This is a genomic window from uncultured Eudoraea sp. (assembly GCF_947490415.1).
In the GTDB taxonomy this organism is placed as follows: Bacteria; Bacteroidota; Bacteroidia; order Flavobacteriales; family Flavobacteriaceae; genus Eudoraea.
Window position 1 is genome coordinate 396,398 of the sequence record NZ_CANLGX010000001.1, and the last position, 18,355, is coordinate 414,752.

At 37.3% G+C, this 18,355-nt stretch carries 13 protein-coding genes; 6 read left to right on the forward strand and 7 right to left on the reverse strand.

Going from position 1 to position 18,355, the window contains the following annotated elements; translation table 11 throughout:
• Positions 1-119: 119 nt before the first annotated feature.
• The 5 genes from Q0874_RS01745 to Q0874_RS01765 all read right to left on the reverse strand — a co-directional run bounded on the left by Q0874_RS01745 (position 120) and on the right by Q0874_RS01765 (position 9,241).
• Positions 120-1,649 (reverse strand): G-D-S-L family lipolytic protein, encoded by a 1,530-nt coding sequence (locus Q0874_RS01745; protein ID WP_299158593.1) that lies wholly within the window; start codon positions 1,647-1,649, stop codon positions 120-122.
• A gap of 10 nt (positions 1,650-1,659) precedes the next feature.
• Positions 1,660-4,446 (reverse strand): TonB-dependent receptor, encoded by a 2,787-nt coding sequence (locus Q0874_RS01750; RefSeq protein ID WP_299158595.1) that lies wholly within the window; start codon positions 4,444-4,446, stop codon positions 1,660-1,662.
• Between the two features lie 195 nt (positions 4,447-4,641).
• Positions 4,642-6,489, reverse strand: a complete 1,848-nt coding sequence (gene glmS / locus Q0874_RS01755) for a glutamine--fructose-6-phosphate transaminase (isomerizing) (RefSeq protein WP_299158598.1) — start codon at positions 6,487-6,489, stop codon at positions 4,642-4,644.
• Between the two features lie 110 nt (positions 6,490-6,599).
• Entirely contained in the window at positions 6,600-8,426 is a 1,827-nt protein-coding gene (locus Q0874_RS01760; RefSeq protein ID WP_299158599.1) for a DUF4270 family protein, read from the reverse strand.
• A gap of 5 nt (positions 8,427-8,431) precedes the next feature.
• Positions 8,432-9,241 carry a glycogen/starch synthase gene (locus tag Q0874_RS01765; protein WP_299158601.1) on the reverse strand — a complete coding sequence of 270 codons (810 nt, stop codon included), beginning with the start codon at positions 9,239-9,241 and terminating at the stop codon, positions 8,432-8,434.
• A gap of 103 nt (positions 9,242-9,344) precedes the next feature.
• Here Q0874_RS01765 and panC point away from each other — a divergent pair, with 103 nt between their 5' ends.
• The 5 genes from panC (at position 9,345) to radA (ending at position 14,174) form a co-directional block, all read left to right on the forward strand.
• A complete protein-coding gene (gene panC / locus Q0874_RS01770; RefSeq protein ID WP_299158604.1) occupies positions 9,345-10,193 on the forward strand; it encodes a pantoate--beta-alanine ligase in 849 nt (282 codons plus the stop codon).
• A 13-nt stretch (positions 10,194-10,206) separates the two neighbouring features.
• Positions 10,207-10,557 carry an aspartate 1-decarboxylase gene (panD, locus tag Q0874_RS01775; RefSeq protein ID WP_299158607.1) on the forward strand — a complete coding sequence of 117 codons (351 nt, stop codon included), beginning with the start codon at positions 10,207-10,209 and terminating at the stop codon, positions 10,555-10,557.
• A gap of 2 nt (positions 10,558-10,559) precedes the next feature.
• Entirely contained in the window at positions 10,560-11,525 is a 966-nt protein-coding gene (locus Q0874_RS01780) for a lysylphosphatidylglycerol synthase transmembrane domain-containing protein (RefSeq protein WP_299158610.1), read from the forward strand.
• A 27-nt stretch (positions 11,526-11,552) separates the two neighbouring features.
• The gene (locus Q0874_RS01785) at positions 11,553-12,698 is read left to right on the forward strand and encodes an alpha/beta hydrolase-fold protein (protein WP_299158613.1); all 1,146 of its coding nucleotides are present in this window, start codon (positions 11,553-11,555) and stop codon (positions 12,696-12,698) included.
• A gap of 114 nt (positions 12,699-12,812) precedes the next feature.
• Positions 12,813-14,174, forward strand: a complete 1,362-nt coding sequence (radA, locus tag Q0874_RS01790) for a DNA repair protein RadA (protein WP_299158616.1) — start codon at positions 12,813-12,815, stop codon at positions 14,172-14,174.
• 79 nt (positions 14,175-14,253) lie between these two features.
• On the opposite strand, the gene Q0874_RS01795 is transcribed toward radA, so the two are convergent.
• Together Q0874_RS01795 and Q0874_RS01800 are read right to left on the reverse strand one after the other, a co-directional pair.
• Positions 14,254-15,294, reverse strand: a complete 1,041-nt coding sequence (locus tag Q0874_RS01795; RefSeq protein ID WP_299158619.1) for an aldo/keto reductase — start codon at positions 15,292-15,294, stop codon at positions 14,254-14,256.
• Between the two features lie 74 nt (positions 15,295-15,368).
• The gene (locus Q0874_RS01800) at positions 15,369-16,133 is read right to left on the reverse strand and encodes an exodeoxyribonuclease III (RefSeq protein WP_299158622.1); all 765 of its coding nucleotides are present in this window, start codon (positions 16,131-16,133) and stop codon (positions 15,369-15,371) included.
• Positions 16,134-16,260: 127 nt separating this feature from the next.
• Between Q0874_RS01800 and Q0874_RS01805 the strand changes: the two genes are divergently transcribed.
• Positions 16,261-18,339: a TonB-dependent receptor gene (locus tag Q0874_RS01805; protein ID WP_299158625.1), complete on the forward strand. Its 2,079-nt coding sequence runs from the start codon at positions 16,261-16,263 to the stop codon at positions 18,337-18,339.
• Positions 18,340-18,355 lie beyond the last annotated feature (16 nt).

An 18,355-nucleotide genomic window follows, 5' to 3' on the forward strand; every position in this document is an offset into this window, starting at 1 on the left:
TGTTTTTTCAGGCTGCAAAGATATGTTTTTCTATTTTAAATAGAAATTGTTTTGCCTTATTTTCTGGACAATAAAAAAGCGCCTTAATAGCGGCGCTTTTTTTATAATAAGATGATTATTTACTGCAACGCAGGTGAATAATTTGTTGGATAATTCCCTAAATCTAAAAGATTCCCCGAAGCTTCAAAATTTGAACCATACTTGGCATCTATGGCTTTCATAAAATCATTAGCTATTAAAGCATAGCCTCTGGCTGTAGGATGAATACCATCCAATGAAAATGCTCCACCTGTTACCAAATTAGAGGTTAGGGTAAAATTGCCACTGGTAATACCGCCATTTGACAATTGCAGATATAAGGCATTAGCATCCACAAAAGCCAGACCTGCGGCATTTGCCGTACTTGATATAGTAGCGTTAAAAGCTATAATGGCATCTGAGATCTCCGCTTGTTCACTCGGAATAAGCACCCATTTGTCTGACAAAGGTATAGCTACACCATTCACGGATAGCGGGTTGTTTGGGTCTGCCAGGGTACCTATGAAATTCGCGGCCGGTAAAACAATAAGATCTTCGGCCGTAGCTTGTCTAATTTTAGGCAGCCCCTCAAAAGCGGGGTTTATAGCTCCCAAATCTGTTAAGCTTTCATCCTCAATAACTACTGCATTAGCTGCACTTGCCTCAAAATTAATAAGCCTGGAATCGGCTTCTTCCTGGGTAAAAAGTCCTGTCCCTGCTAAAGCTGCCAACGCCGCCTGAATACCCCCGTTATAAGGTGCATACGCCTGATTAACAGCAGCGGCGGTCCCTGCATCCAAAGGTACCGGATTATAAGGAACGGTAGTAAAATGCGGTATGCTGGCCACATCAGGAATATTAGCAACTACACCACCGGCACCTGAAGCTGCTAGCGTGGCGATCACTGCTCCATAACTTTCGTTAAAACCTACTCCAGGAGGCCCGTCAACAGGAGTTATTGGATCAGTCCCATCTCCTCCGGAGAGTGCATAACCCAAAACATCATTAGAACCAATCCATAATGAAAAGAAAGAGGGTGCCTGGGTTACTGCCAATTGCAAAACACTGGCATCAGGCGTTGATCCTGTCATTCTTACAAAATAAGGATTGGCCAGTCCTAAGGAAAGATTTCCCAAATTTCCGTAACCAGGTGCCAACAGATGAAAACTTTTCGCCCCGGGTACCCCCAAATTGTTAAAAGGACCTGTTGGATTGTTGAGAGCAATATCTGTAGTAACCGTTACTGGACCAATCAAGGATTCTAAAGGAACCGGACCAGCACCCCCAAAAACAAGTCTGGGATCAAATCCTGGAAGCCGATTACCCGCTAACGCCAATCCGCCAAAATTATCACTAGCCAAGGGTTGTGTGAAACTTCCACCCCCAACAAGTTCAAATTGTTGTGATAAAATGTTGGGCAATGAATTATTTTGACCTGCTATAAATAGCGCCCCATCAGTAAAACCTGCTGTCAAAGTATTGCCTATAGCAACAAAGTTGGAAAAATCGGCAGATCCGGGGGTAGCAGCTGGCAACTCCACCTCTTCCTCGGTCATATCAAAATCTTCCTTATCATTACAAGCCGAAAATCCTATAAGGCATGTAAATAACCAGATATATTTAATTTTCATATTCATCATTTTATAAAGTATTAATTGCCCAAGAAACATAATATATGGAGCCAATAAACCCTGTTCCAAAAGCAGTAAAGTATTCGGTTCCAAGAATATTGGTGCCCCCTGCTTTAAATGTTGATTTTATACTTGGAACCCGATAATTAATCTGTGCATCAAGTGTGTGGAATTCAGGAACGACCCCATTACCAAAAGTTGCTTCCCAGAAATAATCATCACTAAACCTATAAGCTATATTAAATCCGAAATTTTCAAAAAGATCCTGATTACCAAAAGAAGCTTTAAATTTATGTTCCGGCGTGTTGAAACTTGTCATAAAATCAGGATTGGCCTCCTGATCAAAATCCTGTTTCGTAAACGTATAGCTTCCACCAAGATCAAAATCCCCAAATATTTTTGCCGATAATCCCAAGGATGCACCATAGGAGTTTACATCTACATTAGAATTTGTATAGGCACTGTAGGCCTGAAAGTCATCATTACTTATTGCTGCTACGGAGAGCGAACCATCTCCAACAGTTCCGTAATAAGGTGCTATAACTACTTCTTGAGAAATGAAATCCTTATAGTTGTTATAATAGGTGCTAAAATCGATGACTATTTTGTCTATTTTTCCCCTATAGCCTATCTCAAAAGAGGTTACCTGTTCCGGTTTTACCAGATCGGGATTGGCAACCCTTAAATCAGCAGGGTCCCCAGTTATACCCAGGGTTTCTACGGAACTGAGAGAATATGAATTATTATAAGCGGCAGCTCCCGTTTGGGTAATCGTTGCCGGCTGACCTAGCCCTTGGCCACCACCACTTACATCATAGGGTCTTACGTATCTATCCAAGTTTTCCGGGGCGGAACCTACCAGAATGGCCCTTCCTGCGTTCAAGCCTATGAACAAATCCTGAGTAGTCGGGTTTCTAAATCCTGTCTGGACCGAGGCCCTTACATTATGATTCCTGTTAATAGTAAGTCCCGCCGATACCCTGGGTGAAAAGAACCCATCAAAAAATTCCGATTTGTCATACCGAACGGATCCGGTAAGCTTAAGATTCATTTTATCATTTAACTCCAAATTCTTCTGGATTTGAGTATAGATTCCAAATTCTGAATAATCAATGGGACCATCAAAATCCGTATATATTGTTCCGAAGGAATTTAATCTGTACTGCCTGAAGGAACCTCCGATTTGGATATCTGCCCAATCAATTAAATGACTAAAATTGTAATTTCCATCTGCATGATAATATTTAGAGGCATCTCTAAATTGAGACCCTGTGGCGAGGTCAGGATCCTTGATAACACTATTAAAAGCATTCTGAAATTCTGCTGATCCAGGGAGAAAACGGCCAGATTCTGCCTGAGCCCTGGCCGCAGCATGTGCTTGTGCATCCGTGGCACCACCTAAGGTAGCTTGTACATAGGTGCCCGTATATTCACCAAACCATGTATTATCTTCTTTCCATCTTCTATTGATGTTTATTCCGGTAAAAACCATATCATAAGAATCGCCAGCTTTGTCTGCAACCAAATAGCCCCTCAAGAAAAAATTATCGTTTTTAACTTCAAGCTTATGCTGTTGTTGAAAAAAACCATTAATATTATATCTGTTGGTACCTTGATAAATAGTTGATCCTGTGCCAACTTTACCCACATAGGAAATTTCAAGATTATTTCCCACTATGGGTCTGTAATATAAGCCCCAATCCGCTTTGATACTTTCTGCATTATAATTGGTGAGTTCTGCTTCATTATATCCGGTTCTGCTTACGTCTACAGATGGCACCAAAGCGTTAGCTCCTTCCGGCAGTATACCAAGGCCCTCAAGCGTAACAGCTACGCTTTTTAGGTCAGCTGACACTTCATCGCCATATACGTTAATACCATCATAATTAAGGTCTGCCCTAGTACGGGTAGGGTCAAACTTATCTATCTCACTGGTAGCGGCCCAATCTGTTCCTTTGAGATAGCCAAAGTTCACCTTAGCCGCAAATTTATCAGAAAACTTATATGCTGCCCTTATGCCAAAATCAGTATAGCTATTATCCCCGGCCGCCTCCTGTGAAGTAATTCCCTGTTTTATAGTTGCACTAATTCCCGGATAATCAAAAGGGCTTTTACTGCGCATAAAAAGAATCCCATTAAAAGCATTTGCACCGTATAAAGCAGAGGATGCTCCCGGCAACAATTCAATGCTTTGTACATCCGCTTCAATTAAACCTACCAGATTGCCAATTGGAAAGTTCAAAGCAGGTGTAGAATTATCCATACCATCTACCAATTGCATAAAACGGGTATTGGCAAAGGTGGCAAAACCACGGGTATTCACTGATTTAAAGGTTAAACTGTTGGTGTTAATATCAACCCCTTTTAAATTTTCCAATCCGCCGTAAAAATCCGCGGCGGTGGTATTCTTTATTGCTTCTATACCTAAGCGCTCTACAGTAACCGGGGATTCAAAAATCCGTTCCGGGGTTCTGGAAGCAGAGATCACTACCTCATCCAAAAAAGTTTGTGCTTCACGAAGGATAACTGAAATGGTTTGATCATTCGCCGTAACATCAGCAGTTGCCTCGGAATACCCGATACTTGTTATCCTTAATTGAAAGGGAGGTACTTCAGAAGTTTCAAGAACAAAATTACCATCAAAATCGGCGGTTGTTCCGATCGTTTTCCCAACTATAACAACGTTAGCCCCTGGAACAGGTTGGCCATTTTCATCAGTTACATTTCCATTCACGGTTGTCTGCGAATACACTCCTATGCCCAACATTAGTAGGGAAAAAAGAAAGATTCTTCTCATGTTAATTTTGAGTTAAATTAGTATATAGCCAAGATACTGAATTTTTTAAATTGAAAATGTAAAAAGCGAATAAAGTATGCCTGCTAAATATTAATTTCGCAATTAAAACCTATATAAACTTATAAATACATAATTTCAATAAAAAAAGGCGGCCATAAAAATGGTCGCCTTAAAATTATGATTTATAAAACTAAATTATTCCACCGTAACCGACTTGGCCAAATTTCGAGGTTGATCCACATTACATCCTCTCATTATTGCAATATGATAAGATAACAATTGCAGTGGTATGGTTGTCAAAAGCGGAGTGAGACATTCGATAGTTTCAGGCACCTCTATCACGTGGTCTGCCAGTTCTTTTACCTGTTCATCACCTTCCGTAACAATGGCTATAATTTTTCCCTTTCGGGATTTTATTTCCTGAATATTACTAACTACTTTCTCGTAATGACCTTTGTTGGTAGCAATTACAATAACAGGCATATTTTCATCAATAAGTGCAATAGGGCCGTGTTTCATCTCTGCGGCAGGATATCCTTCAGCATGTATATAACTTATTTCTTTAAGTTTAAGTGCTCCTTCAAGTGCTACGGGAAAGTTATAACCCCTTCCCAGATATAAACAGTTTTCTGAATCTTTATATTCATTTGCAATTATTTCAATCAAGGGATTAGATTGAAGTGCTTTTTCCACTTTACTTGGTATATTGTCTAACTCAGCAAGATATTCATGAAACTTAGATTCAGAAAATTTACCTTTTTCTTTAGCCAGTTTTAGCGCAATAAGAGTTAAAATCGTTATCTGTGTTGTAAATGCTTTGGTTGAAGCAACACCAATTTCCGGCCCGGCATGTGTATATGCCCCCGCATGAGTTTCACGTGCAATAGAAGAACCTACGACATTGCAGACTCCAAATACAAATGCTCCGTTCTCTTTGGCAAGCTTAATTGCCGCTAATGTATCGGCAGTTTCACCGGATTGCGAAATGGCAATAACCACATCTTTTTCTGTAATTACAGGATTTCTATATCTAAATTCTGATGCATATTCTACCTCAACAGGTATCCTTGCCAAATCTTCAAAAATATACTCTGCTACTAATCCAGCATGCCAGGAAGTTCCGCATGCCACAATAATTATCCTGTTTGCGTTGAGAAATATTTCAAGATTATCGTCAATCCCGGACATTTTTATTATATCCTGATCAACTAGCAATCGTCCTCTGTAAGTATCTTTTATGGCATTTGGTTGTTCATAAATTTCCTTTAACATAAAATGATCATACATCCCCTTTTCAATTTCCTCGAGATTAAATTGAAGCTCCTGCACCATTGGATAAGCTATGGCATCATTCTTTATTTTTCGAAGTTTAATTTCTTTCCCAAGACGAATTATGGCCATTTCCTGGTCTTCCAGATAAACCGCATTATTAGTAAATTCAATAAAAGGTGATGCATCAGAAGCAATAAAAAACTCCTCTTCCCCAATACCTATTGCCAATGGACTCCCTAGTTTGGCAACCACAATTTCATCTGGCTTTTGAACATCAAATACCGCAATTGCATAAGCCCCAACAACCTGATTTAAAGCAATTTGCACGGCCTTGCCTAGTAAAACATTTTCCTTTGTCTTGACTTCTTCAATAAGATTGATCAAAACCTCTGTATCCGTGTCAGATTCGAAGGTATAGCCCCTTTTGGTTAGTTCTTGTTTTATAGATTCATAATTTTCTATGATCCCATTATGAATAATTATAAGGTTTCCCGAATTTGAATAGTGCGGATGTGAATTCACATCGTTTGGAATTCCATGAGTTGCCCATCTCGTATGTCCTATGCCAACATTCCCATTTAAGGGTATATTAGCTTCTGATCGTTCTTTCAGATCTATAACTTTGCCTTTGGTTTTGGCCAGATTAATTCTATTCCCGTCGTATAAGGCAATTCCAGCACTATCATACCCCCGGTATTCCAGACGTTGCAAACCTTTCATGATTATGGGATAAGCTTCCCTAAATCCTATATATCCAACAATTCCACACATATATTATAAATTAACCGATTAGGAGATGAGCAAATTTACAAGAAGAAAATAAAACTTTCCCTTAAATTCGGTTATATAACGATAAAATACTGTAAGTGGTATGTACTCAATTAATTTGACTCCGTATAGAATATCTCTAATTTTAGCTTCATATCCTCTTTTTCAACGGGAACATTATTACCAAAAAGAACGGTGCTTAATGGGGTAATTGTGGCAGCAACCGGTAAATCTTCTTCAGAAATGTCAAGCACAGCATTTTTAGAAGTACTAATTGCCAAATCTGCAGTTACGGCGAGGCCGAGGGTAACATTTGTAGAATCTCTAATTATAATATCATTGATATGATTGGTTATTTTCAATTTATATTTAATTCCTTTATTATTCTCTTTTTCCAAAGACCCGTCATAATTTATATTAATTCTGTTTCTCAGGTCAGGATCACTTGCTACACTAAGATCATATAAAGGGCTGTTTGTCTCAGTGTTATAAAGGTATAATGCGGGAGGTTCATTAATATTGCCAGCCATATCCAACGTTTCTCTGTCTACATAAAAGATGAGGTTGGCTTCATTTACAATCCAATTTTTTGCTTTGATCTCATTTAAAATATCTTCTCCGTTATTTTCCTCAAACAACTGGATTTCTGCATAGGACCCTGAACCTCCTTTAAGATATATCCTATCTGCATTTTCGCTTATATCTAAATCATTCGTAATCTCAGATGGAAATGGGGCATTTATTAAAGTGTTAACTGCATTGCCATTAATTGTGCCAAAGGTTAATTCTCTGCTAATTAGTGTCAATTGGTACTCTGCTTCTTCCTTAACTATTCCTTCATCCTCCTGCTTATCGTAATCATAAGTTATTGTAATTGTGGCATCAGTCACGTCCAGAATAAGCATAATATCATCGGTGATGGCAGAAACAGATAAGTGCAAACCTCTAATGAAATCACTGAAATTGGCCTGACTTAATAGCTCTGACTGGCCTTCTTTATCTAAAATGTTTTGTTGAAAAAAATCAGGATCTAATGCCACCCGAATACCTGGTTGGATTCGCTCGGGCTCATTGAGAGATTCATCTGCCTCGGTGTCGGGATCGTCTTCAGGAAAAACCAGTGTTTCCTCATCTGATATAATTACCTCCCCGTCAAACAGTACGTCAGAAACAAAATCCGGTGAAAATTCCTGAGTTGAATAGTATTCCTGTGATTCCAGAAACCCTGTATCCGGATCCAAATCTCTTAAAAAATACGTAGATCGTTCTACTTTGAAATTAAAAGGAGCTTCCCGGTTTCCATAAATACTGTCAAGGTCAACTTTTCGTGGATACCTATTTATAGTATTATCCGTATCTGTACTATCGCCTATCCCATCACCATCCGTATCTTCATTAAGCGGGTTTGTTCCGAGTATTCTTTCATCATTATCGGTAAGGCCATCTCCATCACTATCACTGTTAGGGTCCTCTGGGTCTGCATCAAAAGTGTCTGGAACACCGTCAAGATCGCGATCACCATTTGGGTTTTGAAGATAAGGGATATAAAGAATTACTTCTTTTACAGTTTCATTCTCCTCAATCGCCGTCTCGTCTGGATCGGTTAGAGAATTATCTTCTCTTTGCTGGCTAGAAAGTCCAAATATTGGATTCCCAAAACCTCCTTGCAATCTTAGTTGGGAAGTAATACTCGCCTCGGTATTGCCAAAAAGTGGGTCATCATATATTCCTATTTGGTATATTGGAAGTTTGTTCGTCTCAACAGCAGTGATTTTTTTGTTAAATACAAAAACGTCATATACTGCTTTACTTGTTTTAAAAGGATCGTCTCCAATAAGACCATCTCCAATTGTTGTAAGGTCTTCATCACACGAAACGGCGCTAAGCATAAGTACCAAAACTGCAATTGCAGAGAATACCAATTTTAATAAAATCTTCATGAGGCCTATTTTAAAACTTCAGTGCTATAAAAGTTCGCATATGCTTCTTCAAATTCCTGTAAAGAAACATATGGCAACAGAGGTTTTTGGAGGTTGGAAATATATTCACTTAAATCTTCTGAAACTTCTTCGGAGGCTAAAATAATGGCATCAGAAAAATCTACAGCAACTTTTAACAAATTATTATAGGTGGGAGACTCTAGATGGGAGATACTATCCTCAGTAATCCCATCAAATAATATTTTTTTCTTCATATTACCATCCAGATTTCCATCAAAACCCTGGCTATAAACTGAGGTTACTATTTTGCTGTCGGCAAATAGTGGTTCATCTGCGTAATAGGTTCTTAAATATAAGGGCAAAAGTGAAGCCAGCCAGCCATGAACATGGATAATATCCGGTGACCAATTCAATTTTTTTACTGTTTCCACTACGCCTTTTGCAAAGAAAATCGCCCTTTCATCATTATCCGGGAATAGCACTCCATTCTCATCAGTAAATGTAGCTTTGCGTTTAAAATACTCCTCATTATCTATAAAATAGACTTGTATACGCTCCCGGGGTATTGAAGCAACTTTAATAATAAGCGGCATGTCCATATCATTGATGACGAGGTTCATACCAGAGAGTCTGATCACCTCATGCAACTGATGCCTCCGCTCATTGATATTGCCATATCTTGGCATAAATATTCTTATTTGGCCTTTTTTACTATTAACCATCCTTGGCGTTTCGTAAGACATTAAGGAAACTTCATTCTCTGGTAAATAGGGCACTAATTCAGAAGATACAAACAATATCTTTTTACCATTCATAAAAAAATGTATTTTGTTTATCGGAAAAACATAGCTGCAAAATTACAAAAATAATGTAGAATAGCAGTAATTATAGTAAGTTTGCTGGCTTTTATAATTGATTATGTTGTTATTCCGTAGAAAAAAGGATTTAATAGCTCATTTGGCCATATTAAAAAATACTTCAACATCTGTGGGTTTGGTTCCTACTATGGGGGCATTGCATGAAGGTCATCTAGCTATAGTCAAAAAAGCCATCTCTGAAACTAAAGTCGTTGTAGTCACTATTTTTGTTAATCCTACCCAATTTGATAATCAAGATGATTTAAACAAATATCCTGACACGCTTGATTCAGATCTTGAAGCTCTAAAAACTATTTCAGAGGAGCTCATTGTTTTTGCCCCAGCAGTAACAGAATTATATTCAAACAACATCAGTTCAAAGGAATATGATTTTGATGGTTTGGATACAACGATGGAAGGTAAATTCAGATCGAATCATTTTTTGGGAGTGGCAACGGTTGTGGAAAAACTTTTTTCGATTGTTAAGCCAAATAAAGCCTATTTCGGAGAGAAGGATTTTCAGCAACTATTAATCATCAAAAAATTAATTGAAATAACGAATATGCCAATTGAAATTATTGGCTGCCCAATTGTCAGAGAACCTCACGGACTTGCAATGAGTTCCAGAAACGAAAGACTACCAAAAGACTTAAGGGTTAAAGCCTCTTTTATCTATGAAACTCTTTTGGCTGCCAAAGAAATATTTGGCATGAAAAGTGCTACAAACGTAATGAATTGGGTTAAAAACAAATTTGATAAACAGGCTGAATTCGATTTGGAATATATAAATATTACTGATCAGGATACTTTGAATCCAGTAAAAAGAAAACAAAAAAATACAAAATATAGGGCCTTTATAGCAGTTTATGTCAACGGGGTGCGCCTCATAGATAACATAGTCCTTAATTAATTAACTTTGTGCCATGCAAATAGAAGTTGTAAAATCTAAAATACATCGGGTTCGAGTTACAGGAGCTGACCTTAATTATATAGGAAGTATTACTATAGATGAAGATCTTATGGATGCTGCCAATATTATTCAAGGTGAAAAAGTGCAGATTGTCAATAATAATAATGGTGAACGATTGGAGACCTATGTTATTCCCGGACCAAGGGGTACGGGTGAACTAACACTAAATGGTGCCGCGGCCAGAAAAGTGGCAGTAGGTGATATTTTGATTTTGATTACATATGCCCGAATGGATATAGAAGAAGCTAAAAAATTCAATCCGGCTTTAGTTTTCCCAGATGAAGAAACTAATTTATTAAAATAGTCTTGACCAAAGAACCGAAAAAGATCTTAAAAATTATACTCCCAATTGCTTTGGGAGTTTTTTTAGTCTGGTATTCATATAGAATTACTTCTGAAGAGGACAGGATACAAATAATCAGGTACATTAAAGAAGCTGATCTGTTTTGGGTAGGAATCTCAGTATTTATAGGAGTTTTGAGCCATATTTCCAGGGCGATCCGATGGAATTATCTTTTGGAACCCTTAGGGTATGCCCCAAAAGTGACTAACAATATTTTCATCATCTTAATGGCCTACTTTGCTAATTTAGGCATCCCAAGGTCTGGAGAAGTATTAAGAGCAACGGCACTAGCAACCTACGAGGACGTTCCTTTTCAAAAAGGTTTTGGGACAATTGTTACCGAACGGGTTGTAGACTTACTGATGTTACTTCTCATAATACTAATAGCCCTTTTTTCACAGACCGAAATAATACTTGCCTTCCTAAACGAAAAAGGGGTTGGCTTAACAACTACCCTAATTTTTCTTTTTTTGGGTTTTATAGGGCTATTTTTTATCATGGGCTTTTTAAAACGTTCAAGTTCGAGATTTGCCATTAAAGTCAGGGACTTTATGAAAGGTTTATTAGACGGTGTTTTAAGTATATTCAAAATGAAACATAAATGGCATTTTGTCATACACACTATTTTTATTTGGGGTGCTTATGTTCTTATGTTTTGGGTTATAAAATTTACCGTGCCAGAAACTATTAATCTTTCATTTGGGCAACTATTAGTAGCCTTTGTTGGTGGTGCATTTGCAATGTCTACGACAAATGGAGGCATAGGCCTTTACCCCATCGCAGTAAGCAAATCCCTAAATATTTTTGGTATTACAGCTGTTTCCGGAAATGCATTTGGTTGGATTATGTGGATATCACAAACTCTTATGGTTGTGTTTTTCGGTGCAATATCTTTCCTGCTCTTACCGTTATTGAACAGGAATAAATAGCATAAAGCTGTTTTCAAATATATTCGGATGGTACGTAATTTTTTTCTATTTGCTTTAATACTGTTCTGTACAGGTTTAAAAGCACAAATAACACAAGAGATTTTTGAATCTTTTAAACTGCAGGAGAGAAGGGATGTGAAATATTATATCCCAGAAGATTACAGCCCTGAGAAAAAATATCCTTTAGTGGTTGTTCTCGACGGAGAATACCTTTTTGATCAGGTAGTTGCAAATTCTAAATTTTATAGCACTTTTCAAGGAACTCCAGAGACCATAATTGTTGGTGTTTTCCAGAAAGAAAATGATTTGAGATGGGAAGATTGCGCCTTTGAGGAAGACTCCGGACTTCCTGCAGAAAAAGGGAAATTATTTTTTGAATTTCTAGGGATGGAACTGATTCCTTACCTTAAAACAACTTACAATACAGCTCCTTTCACCATGTTTGTTGGTTATGATATTACGGCAAATTTTGGGAATTATTATTTATTCAAAGAAAAATCGCTCTTTAATGCATTCATTAGCATATCGCCCTATCTGGCACCTGAAATGGAGAACCGAGTACCGGCAAGACTTAGTGAAATAAATCAGCAAATTTTTTATCATTTAATTGTTGGTGGAGAAAAGAATGATAGCAGAAATGCAATCCTGCAAATGGACAAGGCATTAAAAAGCATAGATAAAGTAGGTTTCAATTATCGTTTTGATGAATACCCTACGGCCAATGAGGTATCTATAGTAACCTATGGGATTGGGAAAGCCTGGGGAAGTATGTTTGAAATGTTTAAACCAATTAGTCCAAAGGAATACAAAGAAAATATCCTTACATCTGAAGAACCCGTTTACAAATATTTAGATGATAAATATAATTCTATTGAAGAATTATTTGGGTTCAGGAAAGAAGTTGAATTAAATGATATTATGGCCATATATGCGGCAAGCAGGAAAAAAGATGATTTTGAGTCTTTAAAACCCCTGTCGGAATTGTGTAAAGAAGAATTTCCGGGTACAATGCTTGGATTCTACTTTGAAGGAGAATATTATGAAGAATTAGGAGAGGGCAAAAAAGCATTGCGAACTTTTGAGAAAGCCTTTGCGATGGAAGAGATCGATTTTCTGACAAAAGAAATGGCTTTGGAAAAAATGGACGCTTTAAAAGCAGACTTTGGCTTTTAAAACAATACCGCTGTATTATTTTTTATTTGATATGGAATGATATTTAAAGTATCAACATTCTTTTGATTTTTATAGTAACCACAATATCTTTAGCCAAAACCAGCTTAGGTGCAAATGGCTAAAACGAAAACAGCTTTTTTTTGTCAGAATTGCGGCACACAATATGCCAAATGGGTGGGACAATGTGGTGCCTGTAAAGAATGGAATACCATCGTAGAAGAAGTAATCCAAAAAGATAATGATATTCCCTGGCGAAGCGCCAAAGATACTAAGACAATTACTTCCAAGCCCGTTCTTGTTGGTCAGATCAATACTTCCAGGGAATTTAGACTAGACATTTGCGATAAAGAATTTAATAGGGTTTTAGGCGGAGGTTTGGTCCCTGGTTCACTGATTCTACTCGGTGGAGAACCCGGTATTGGTAAAAGCACATTGCTGCTGCAAATTGCATTAAGACTCAACTTAAGGACCTTATACGTTTCGGGCGAGGAAAGTCTGAAGCAAATAAAAATGAGAGCTGAGAGGATTCATCCGAATAATCAGACCTGCTACATACTTACCGAAACCAAAACCCAAAATATTTTTAAACAGATAAATGATATTGCACCCGATATAATAGTCATTGATTCAATTCAGACGCTCCACTCAGATTATATAGAATCTTCCGCGGGTAGTATATCTCAAATTCGTGAATGTGCTGCAGAACTTATAAGGTTTGCAAAAGAAACGAATACACCTGTTATCTTAATAGGGCATATTACGAAGGATGGAAATATTGCAGGGCCTAAGATTTTGGAACATATGGTAGATACTGTCCTGCAATTCGAAGGCGATCGCAATTATGTTTACAGAATTTTACGGGCGCTGAAGAATAGATTTGGTTCAACAGCAGAGCTGGGAATTTATGAAATGCAGGGAGATGGTCTTAGGGAGGTAAATAATCCATCGGAAGTATTGCTTTCAAAAAGTGATTCGGGACTTAGCGGAACAGCCATTGCTTCAACGGTAGAAGGCATGCGGCCTTTGATGATAGAAATTCAGGCTTTAGTGAGTTCAGCAGTCTATGGTACTCCTCAACGCTCTACCACTGGATATAATGCTAAACGGCTGAATATGTTATTGGCTGTTTTAGAAAAAAGAGCGGGTTTTAGACTAGGGGCAAAAGATGTTTTTTTAAATATTACGGGGGGCATAACCGTAGACGATCCGGCTATAGATCTTGCAGTAATCGCTGCTATTTTGTCCAGCAATGCAGATATTCCAATTGAGAAAAATGTATGTTTTGCGGCAGAAATAGGCCTGGCCGGAGAAATAAGACCTGTGCAAAGAGTGGAACAAAGAATTCTTGAAGCCGATAAACTTGGGTTTTCTATAATTTTTGTTTCAAAGAATAATAAAATTGCACTTAAGAATACAAAAATAAATATTGAATTGGTCTCTAAAATTGAGGATGTGGTTAACAAACTCTTTAATTAAAAGAACTTTTAAAATATCCTTATTTAGCCTAAAAATTTATCCAACCTATAAATAATGATATACGCACTTAAAAATAAAATTAAGGCGCCGGATCAGGTATATTATTGTGAATAGATTCAATCCCCTTTATTAACTCATCAGAGAGATCAACTTCAATACTGGATATATTTTCCTCCAGTTGTTTCATGGACGTTGCACCAATAATATTGCTGGTTACAAATGGTCTTGAATTTACAAATGCAAGTGCCATTTTGGTAAGTGAAAGATTATGCTCCTGGGCTAGTTTGTAATATTCCTGAGTAGCCCGGCTTGCATTGTCACTGATGTAGCGGTTATATGCCGGAAATAAGGTAATCCTGGCGTTGGCAGGCTTCATGCCTCCCATATACTTTCCACTAAGAACTCCAAATCCCAAAGGAGAATAGGCTAGGAGGCCAATATTTTCTCGTATTGAAATTTCTGAAAGCCCCACTTCAAACTGGCGGTTTAATAAATTATATGGATTTTGAATGGTAATCATTCTGGGTAAGCTGGAGTGCACTTTACTTTCCTCTAAAAAACGCATGGTTCCCCATGGGGTTTCGTTGGAAAGTCCTACATGTCTTATTTTACCTTCACTAATCAGTTCCCTCAGGGTTTCCAATACCTGGTGAATATTATCTTGCCAATGATCTGTCAGATCATGTTTATAACCTCTTTTTCCAAAATAGTTGGTAGCACGCTCCGGCCAATGCAATTGATATAAATCTATATAATCTGTTTGAAGTCGTTCCAAACTTCCTTCAACGGCTTCAATTAAGGATTCCCTTCTAAAACCTGTTGATCTGATAAACTTAGTGAAATCGGCCTTCCCCGCAATCTTGGTTCCTAGAATAATCTTGTCTCTGTTCCCTGTTTTTTTAAACCAGTTGCCAATAATTTTTTCGGTATCAGCATATCTGTCGGGATGTGCCGGAATAGGGTAAAGTTCCGCGGTGTCAAAAAAGTTTATTCCCTTATCAACTGCATAATCCATTTGCTGATGTCCTTCCTCTTCGGAATTCTGACGGCCCCAGGTCATTGTGCCTAGACAAATCTTACTAACTTCTAAATCCGTATGAGGTAATTTTTTATATATCATAAGCAAACACTATTCTTTTTTGGCCCCACAAATTTAACAATTCCCACGTTTACATTTTGGTAAGAATCCTTTAATTATTCATGCAATTCAATCAGAATCGGGCAATGATCACTGTGTTTTGCTTCCGAAAGTATAACAGAACGCTTTAGTCTATGTTCCAGAGAACGACTTACCATACCATAATCCAGACGCCATCCTTTATTATTATTGCGGGCATTTGCCCTGTAACTCCACCAGGTATAATGATGTGGTTCTTTGTTAAAAAAACGAAAGCTGTCTATAAACCCGCTTTCAATAAAACTACCAATCCATTCCCGTTCAACCGGTAAAAATCCCGATACATTTTTGTTTCTCACCGGATCGTGAATATCAATTGCCTGATGGCAAATATTGTAATCCCCGCAAATAACAAGGTTAGGGTAATCTGTTTTAATTCTATTTATATACGACTGCAGATCCGCCATATATTGCAATTTCAGATCCAATCTGGCCAGATTGGTACCTGAAGGAAGGTACATACTCATAATAGAAACTCCATCAAAGTCTGCTCTGAGGTTCCTGCCCTCAAAATCCATATAGTCTATTCCTGTCCCATATTCTACATGGTTAGGCTTCTGCTTAGACAAAATCGCTACTCCACTATATCCTTTCTTTTGGGCACTAAACCAATGATTATGAACATATCCGTTTTGTTCAAAGATGGATAGATCCAATTGTTCTTTCATGGCTTTGATTTCCTGAAGGCAGATGACATCAGGATCTACCTGATTAAGCCATTCCATAAAACCCTTATTTAAGGCTGCCCTTATACCGTTTACATTGTATGAAACTATTTTCAAATCAATTTAATTTAATTTCAAAAATAGTGAATGTTTAAAGCAAGTTGCAAAGTGTATTTTAATATATAACTTAGGACAATCTCATTAGCATATTTTTTATACTTATTTTTAGACTGAAAATTAATTAATGAAATACTACATTCTATTTTTCATCTTTGTTTCCAATTATTTTTATGGGTATTCACAGGAATTGGAAAAAGATTCTATTACTTACCTTAAGGAAGTTATTATTTATAATCCAAGTAGAACTAACAAAACTCTTGGAATTACCCCATCGACGATTATTCGAGAAAAGGCTTTTCAAAATCACAGTCCGATAGATGTTGCCTCCTCAATAAATCAAATATCGGGAGTTTATCTGCTTTCAGGCGCGTTAAACACAAATCGTATAACCATTCGAGGTGTGGGTGCACGAACCCCATTTGGCACAGACAAATTGCGCCTATATTTTGAGGATATTCCTGTTACCAACGGAAATGGCTTTTCAACAATTGAGGCTTATGATCTGGAAAATCTTACTTCAATGGAGGTGATTAAAGGACCCAAGGGAACTGCCTATGGCACAAACCTGGGCGGTGCAATACTTCTTAAAACTAAAAAACAAATTAGTAACGGAACTTCTTTTTCCAATAACTTTACCGTAGGTTCTTATGGACTTATTAAAGACAATTTAAGTATCACACATTCCACAGATAGTCTGGAGTTTAATTTGCGTTATAACCATTTAAATACTGAAGGCTATAGAGAGAACAGTAACTTTAACCGTGATGGTTTACTTCTGACAACAGCTGTTAAACTTAACTCCAAGAGTTCAATTGCCATTTTGGCAAATTATATTGACTACACCGCTCAAATACCAAGTTCTTTAGGAATAACTGCTTTTACGGAAAACCCAAGACAAGCTGCTTTTACATGGAACCAGGCACAGGGATTCGAATCTAATAAATATACACTACTGGGGCTCTCCCATAACTATAAAATAAGTAGCAAACTAGAGAATACTACAAGTCTATTTTACTCATATCTAGATCATTATGAAGCCCGTCCCTTTAATATTCTAGATGAGTTTACTAATAGTTATGGTTTCAGAACCCAATTTATTGGTCATTTTGGATATCAGGATAGAAAAGCGTCTTACTTATTTGGAGGAGAGCTCTACAAAGATGAATACGATTGGGGAACTTATGAGAATTTATATGAGGATAACAATGGAAATGGAAGTCTGCAGGGAAATGAACTTAGCCGCAACAAGGAATACCGAAGACAATTTAATGCATTTGCCTCTCTGACACTGCCACTCGCCAAAAGATTCAATATGCAACTTGGTATAAACCTAAACAAAACGCATTACGATTACAGAGATTTATTTAACACAGGAGAAGCTAATAAGAATGCAAAACGAAATTTTGATCTTATAGTAATGCCGAGTCTGGATTTGGTCTATTCCATAAGTGAAGGGAAACAGGTTTATGCAAATATTAGCAGGGGATTCTCTAATCCGGGTTTGGAAGAAACACTTACACCTGAAGGAATAATAAACCCTGAGATAACACAGGAAAAAGGCATAAATTATGAGCTCGGCACAAAACTTTTTCTTGCAAGGAACAAACTATGGTTGAACCTGGCTATATTCAGGATGCATATTAATGATTTATTGGTTTCACAGCGTATAGGAGAAGATCAATTTGTTGGTAAAAATGCCGGAACTACAAGGCATCAGGGCCTTGAATTAGATGTTAATTATACTATCGATTTAAGCCCTGAATTACAAATCATTCCTTTTGCAAGTTATACTTTAAGTGATCATAAATTTGTTGATTTTGTAGATGGGGACAATGATTATTCAGGAAACCCTTTAACAGGTGTCCCAAAGAATAGAATAAATTTGGGACTGCGCTTTAACTATAAAAAGGATTTTTATTGGAATACCACCTATCAATATGTAGATGGTATTTCACTAACAGATGCCAATACCCTGTATAGTGAACCCTACAATATTCTAAATACAAGATTGGGTTACAAAAAAGAGATCGTAAAGAATTTTTACATTTCTTTAGATTTGGGCATCAATAATATTTTTGATGTTAATTATGCCCAATCTGTATTAATCAATGCAGTAGGATTTGGCGGAACCGAACCTCGCTATTATTACCCAGGGAATGACAGAAATTTTTATGTAAGTCTGGGGCTTAAATATCAACTATGAGCTAAACATTTGAATA

Excerpts from the sequence above, each read along its gene's own strand:
- Q0874_RS01785 (WP_299158613.1), top strand. The coding sequence starts at position 11,553 with ATGGTACGTAATTTTTTTCTATTTGCTTTAATACTGTTCTGTACAGGT.
- Q0874_RS01745 (WP_299158593.1), bottom strand. The coding sequence starts at position 1,649 with ATGAAAATTAAATATATCTGGTTATTTACATGCCTTATAGGATTTTCG.
- Q0874_RS01750 (WP_299158595.1), bottom strand. The coding sequence starts at position 4,446 with ATGAGAAGAATCTTTCTTTTTTCCCTACTAATGTTGGGCATAGGAGTG.
- panD (WP_299158607.1), top strand. The coding sequence starts at position 10,207 with ATGCAAATAGAAGTTGTAAAATCTAAAATACATCGGGTTCGAGTTACA.
- Q0874_RS01805 (WP_299158625.1), top strand. The coding sequence starts at position 16,261 with ATGAAATACTACATTCTATTTTTCATCTTTGTTTCCAATTATTTTTAT.
- panC (WP_299158604.1), top strand. The coding sequence starts at position 9,345 with ATGTTGTTATTCCGTAGAAAAAAGGATTTAATAGCTCATTTGGCCATA.
- Q0874_RS01795 (WP_299158619.1), bottom strand. The coding sequence starts at position 15,294 with ATGATATATAAAAAATTACCTCATACGGATTTAGAAGTTAGTAAGATT.
- glmS (WP_299158598.1), bottom strand. The coding sequence starts at position 6,489 with ATGTGTGGAATTGTTGGATATATAGGATTTAGGGAAGCTTATCCCATA.
- radA (WP_299158616.1), top strand. The coding sequence starts at position 12,813 with ATGGCTAAAACGAAAACAGCTTTTTTTTGTCAGAATTGCGGCACACAA.
- Q0874_RS01765 (WP_299158601.1), bottom strand. The coding sequence starts at position 9,241 with ATGAATGGTAAAAAGATATTGTTTGTATCTTCTGAATTAGTGCCCTAT.
- Q0874_RS01760 (WP_299158599.1), bottom strand. The coding sequence starts at position 8,426 with ATGAAGATTTTATTAAAATTGGTATTCTCTGCAATTGCAGTTTTGGTA.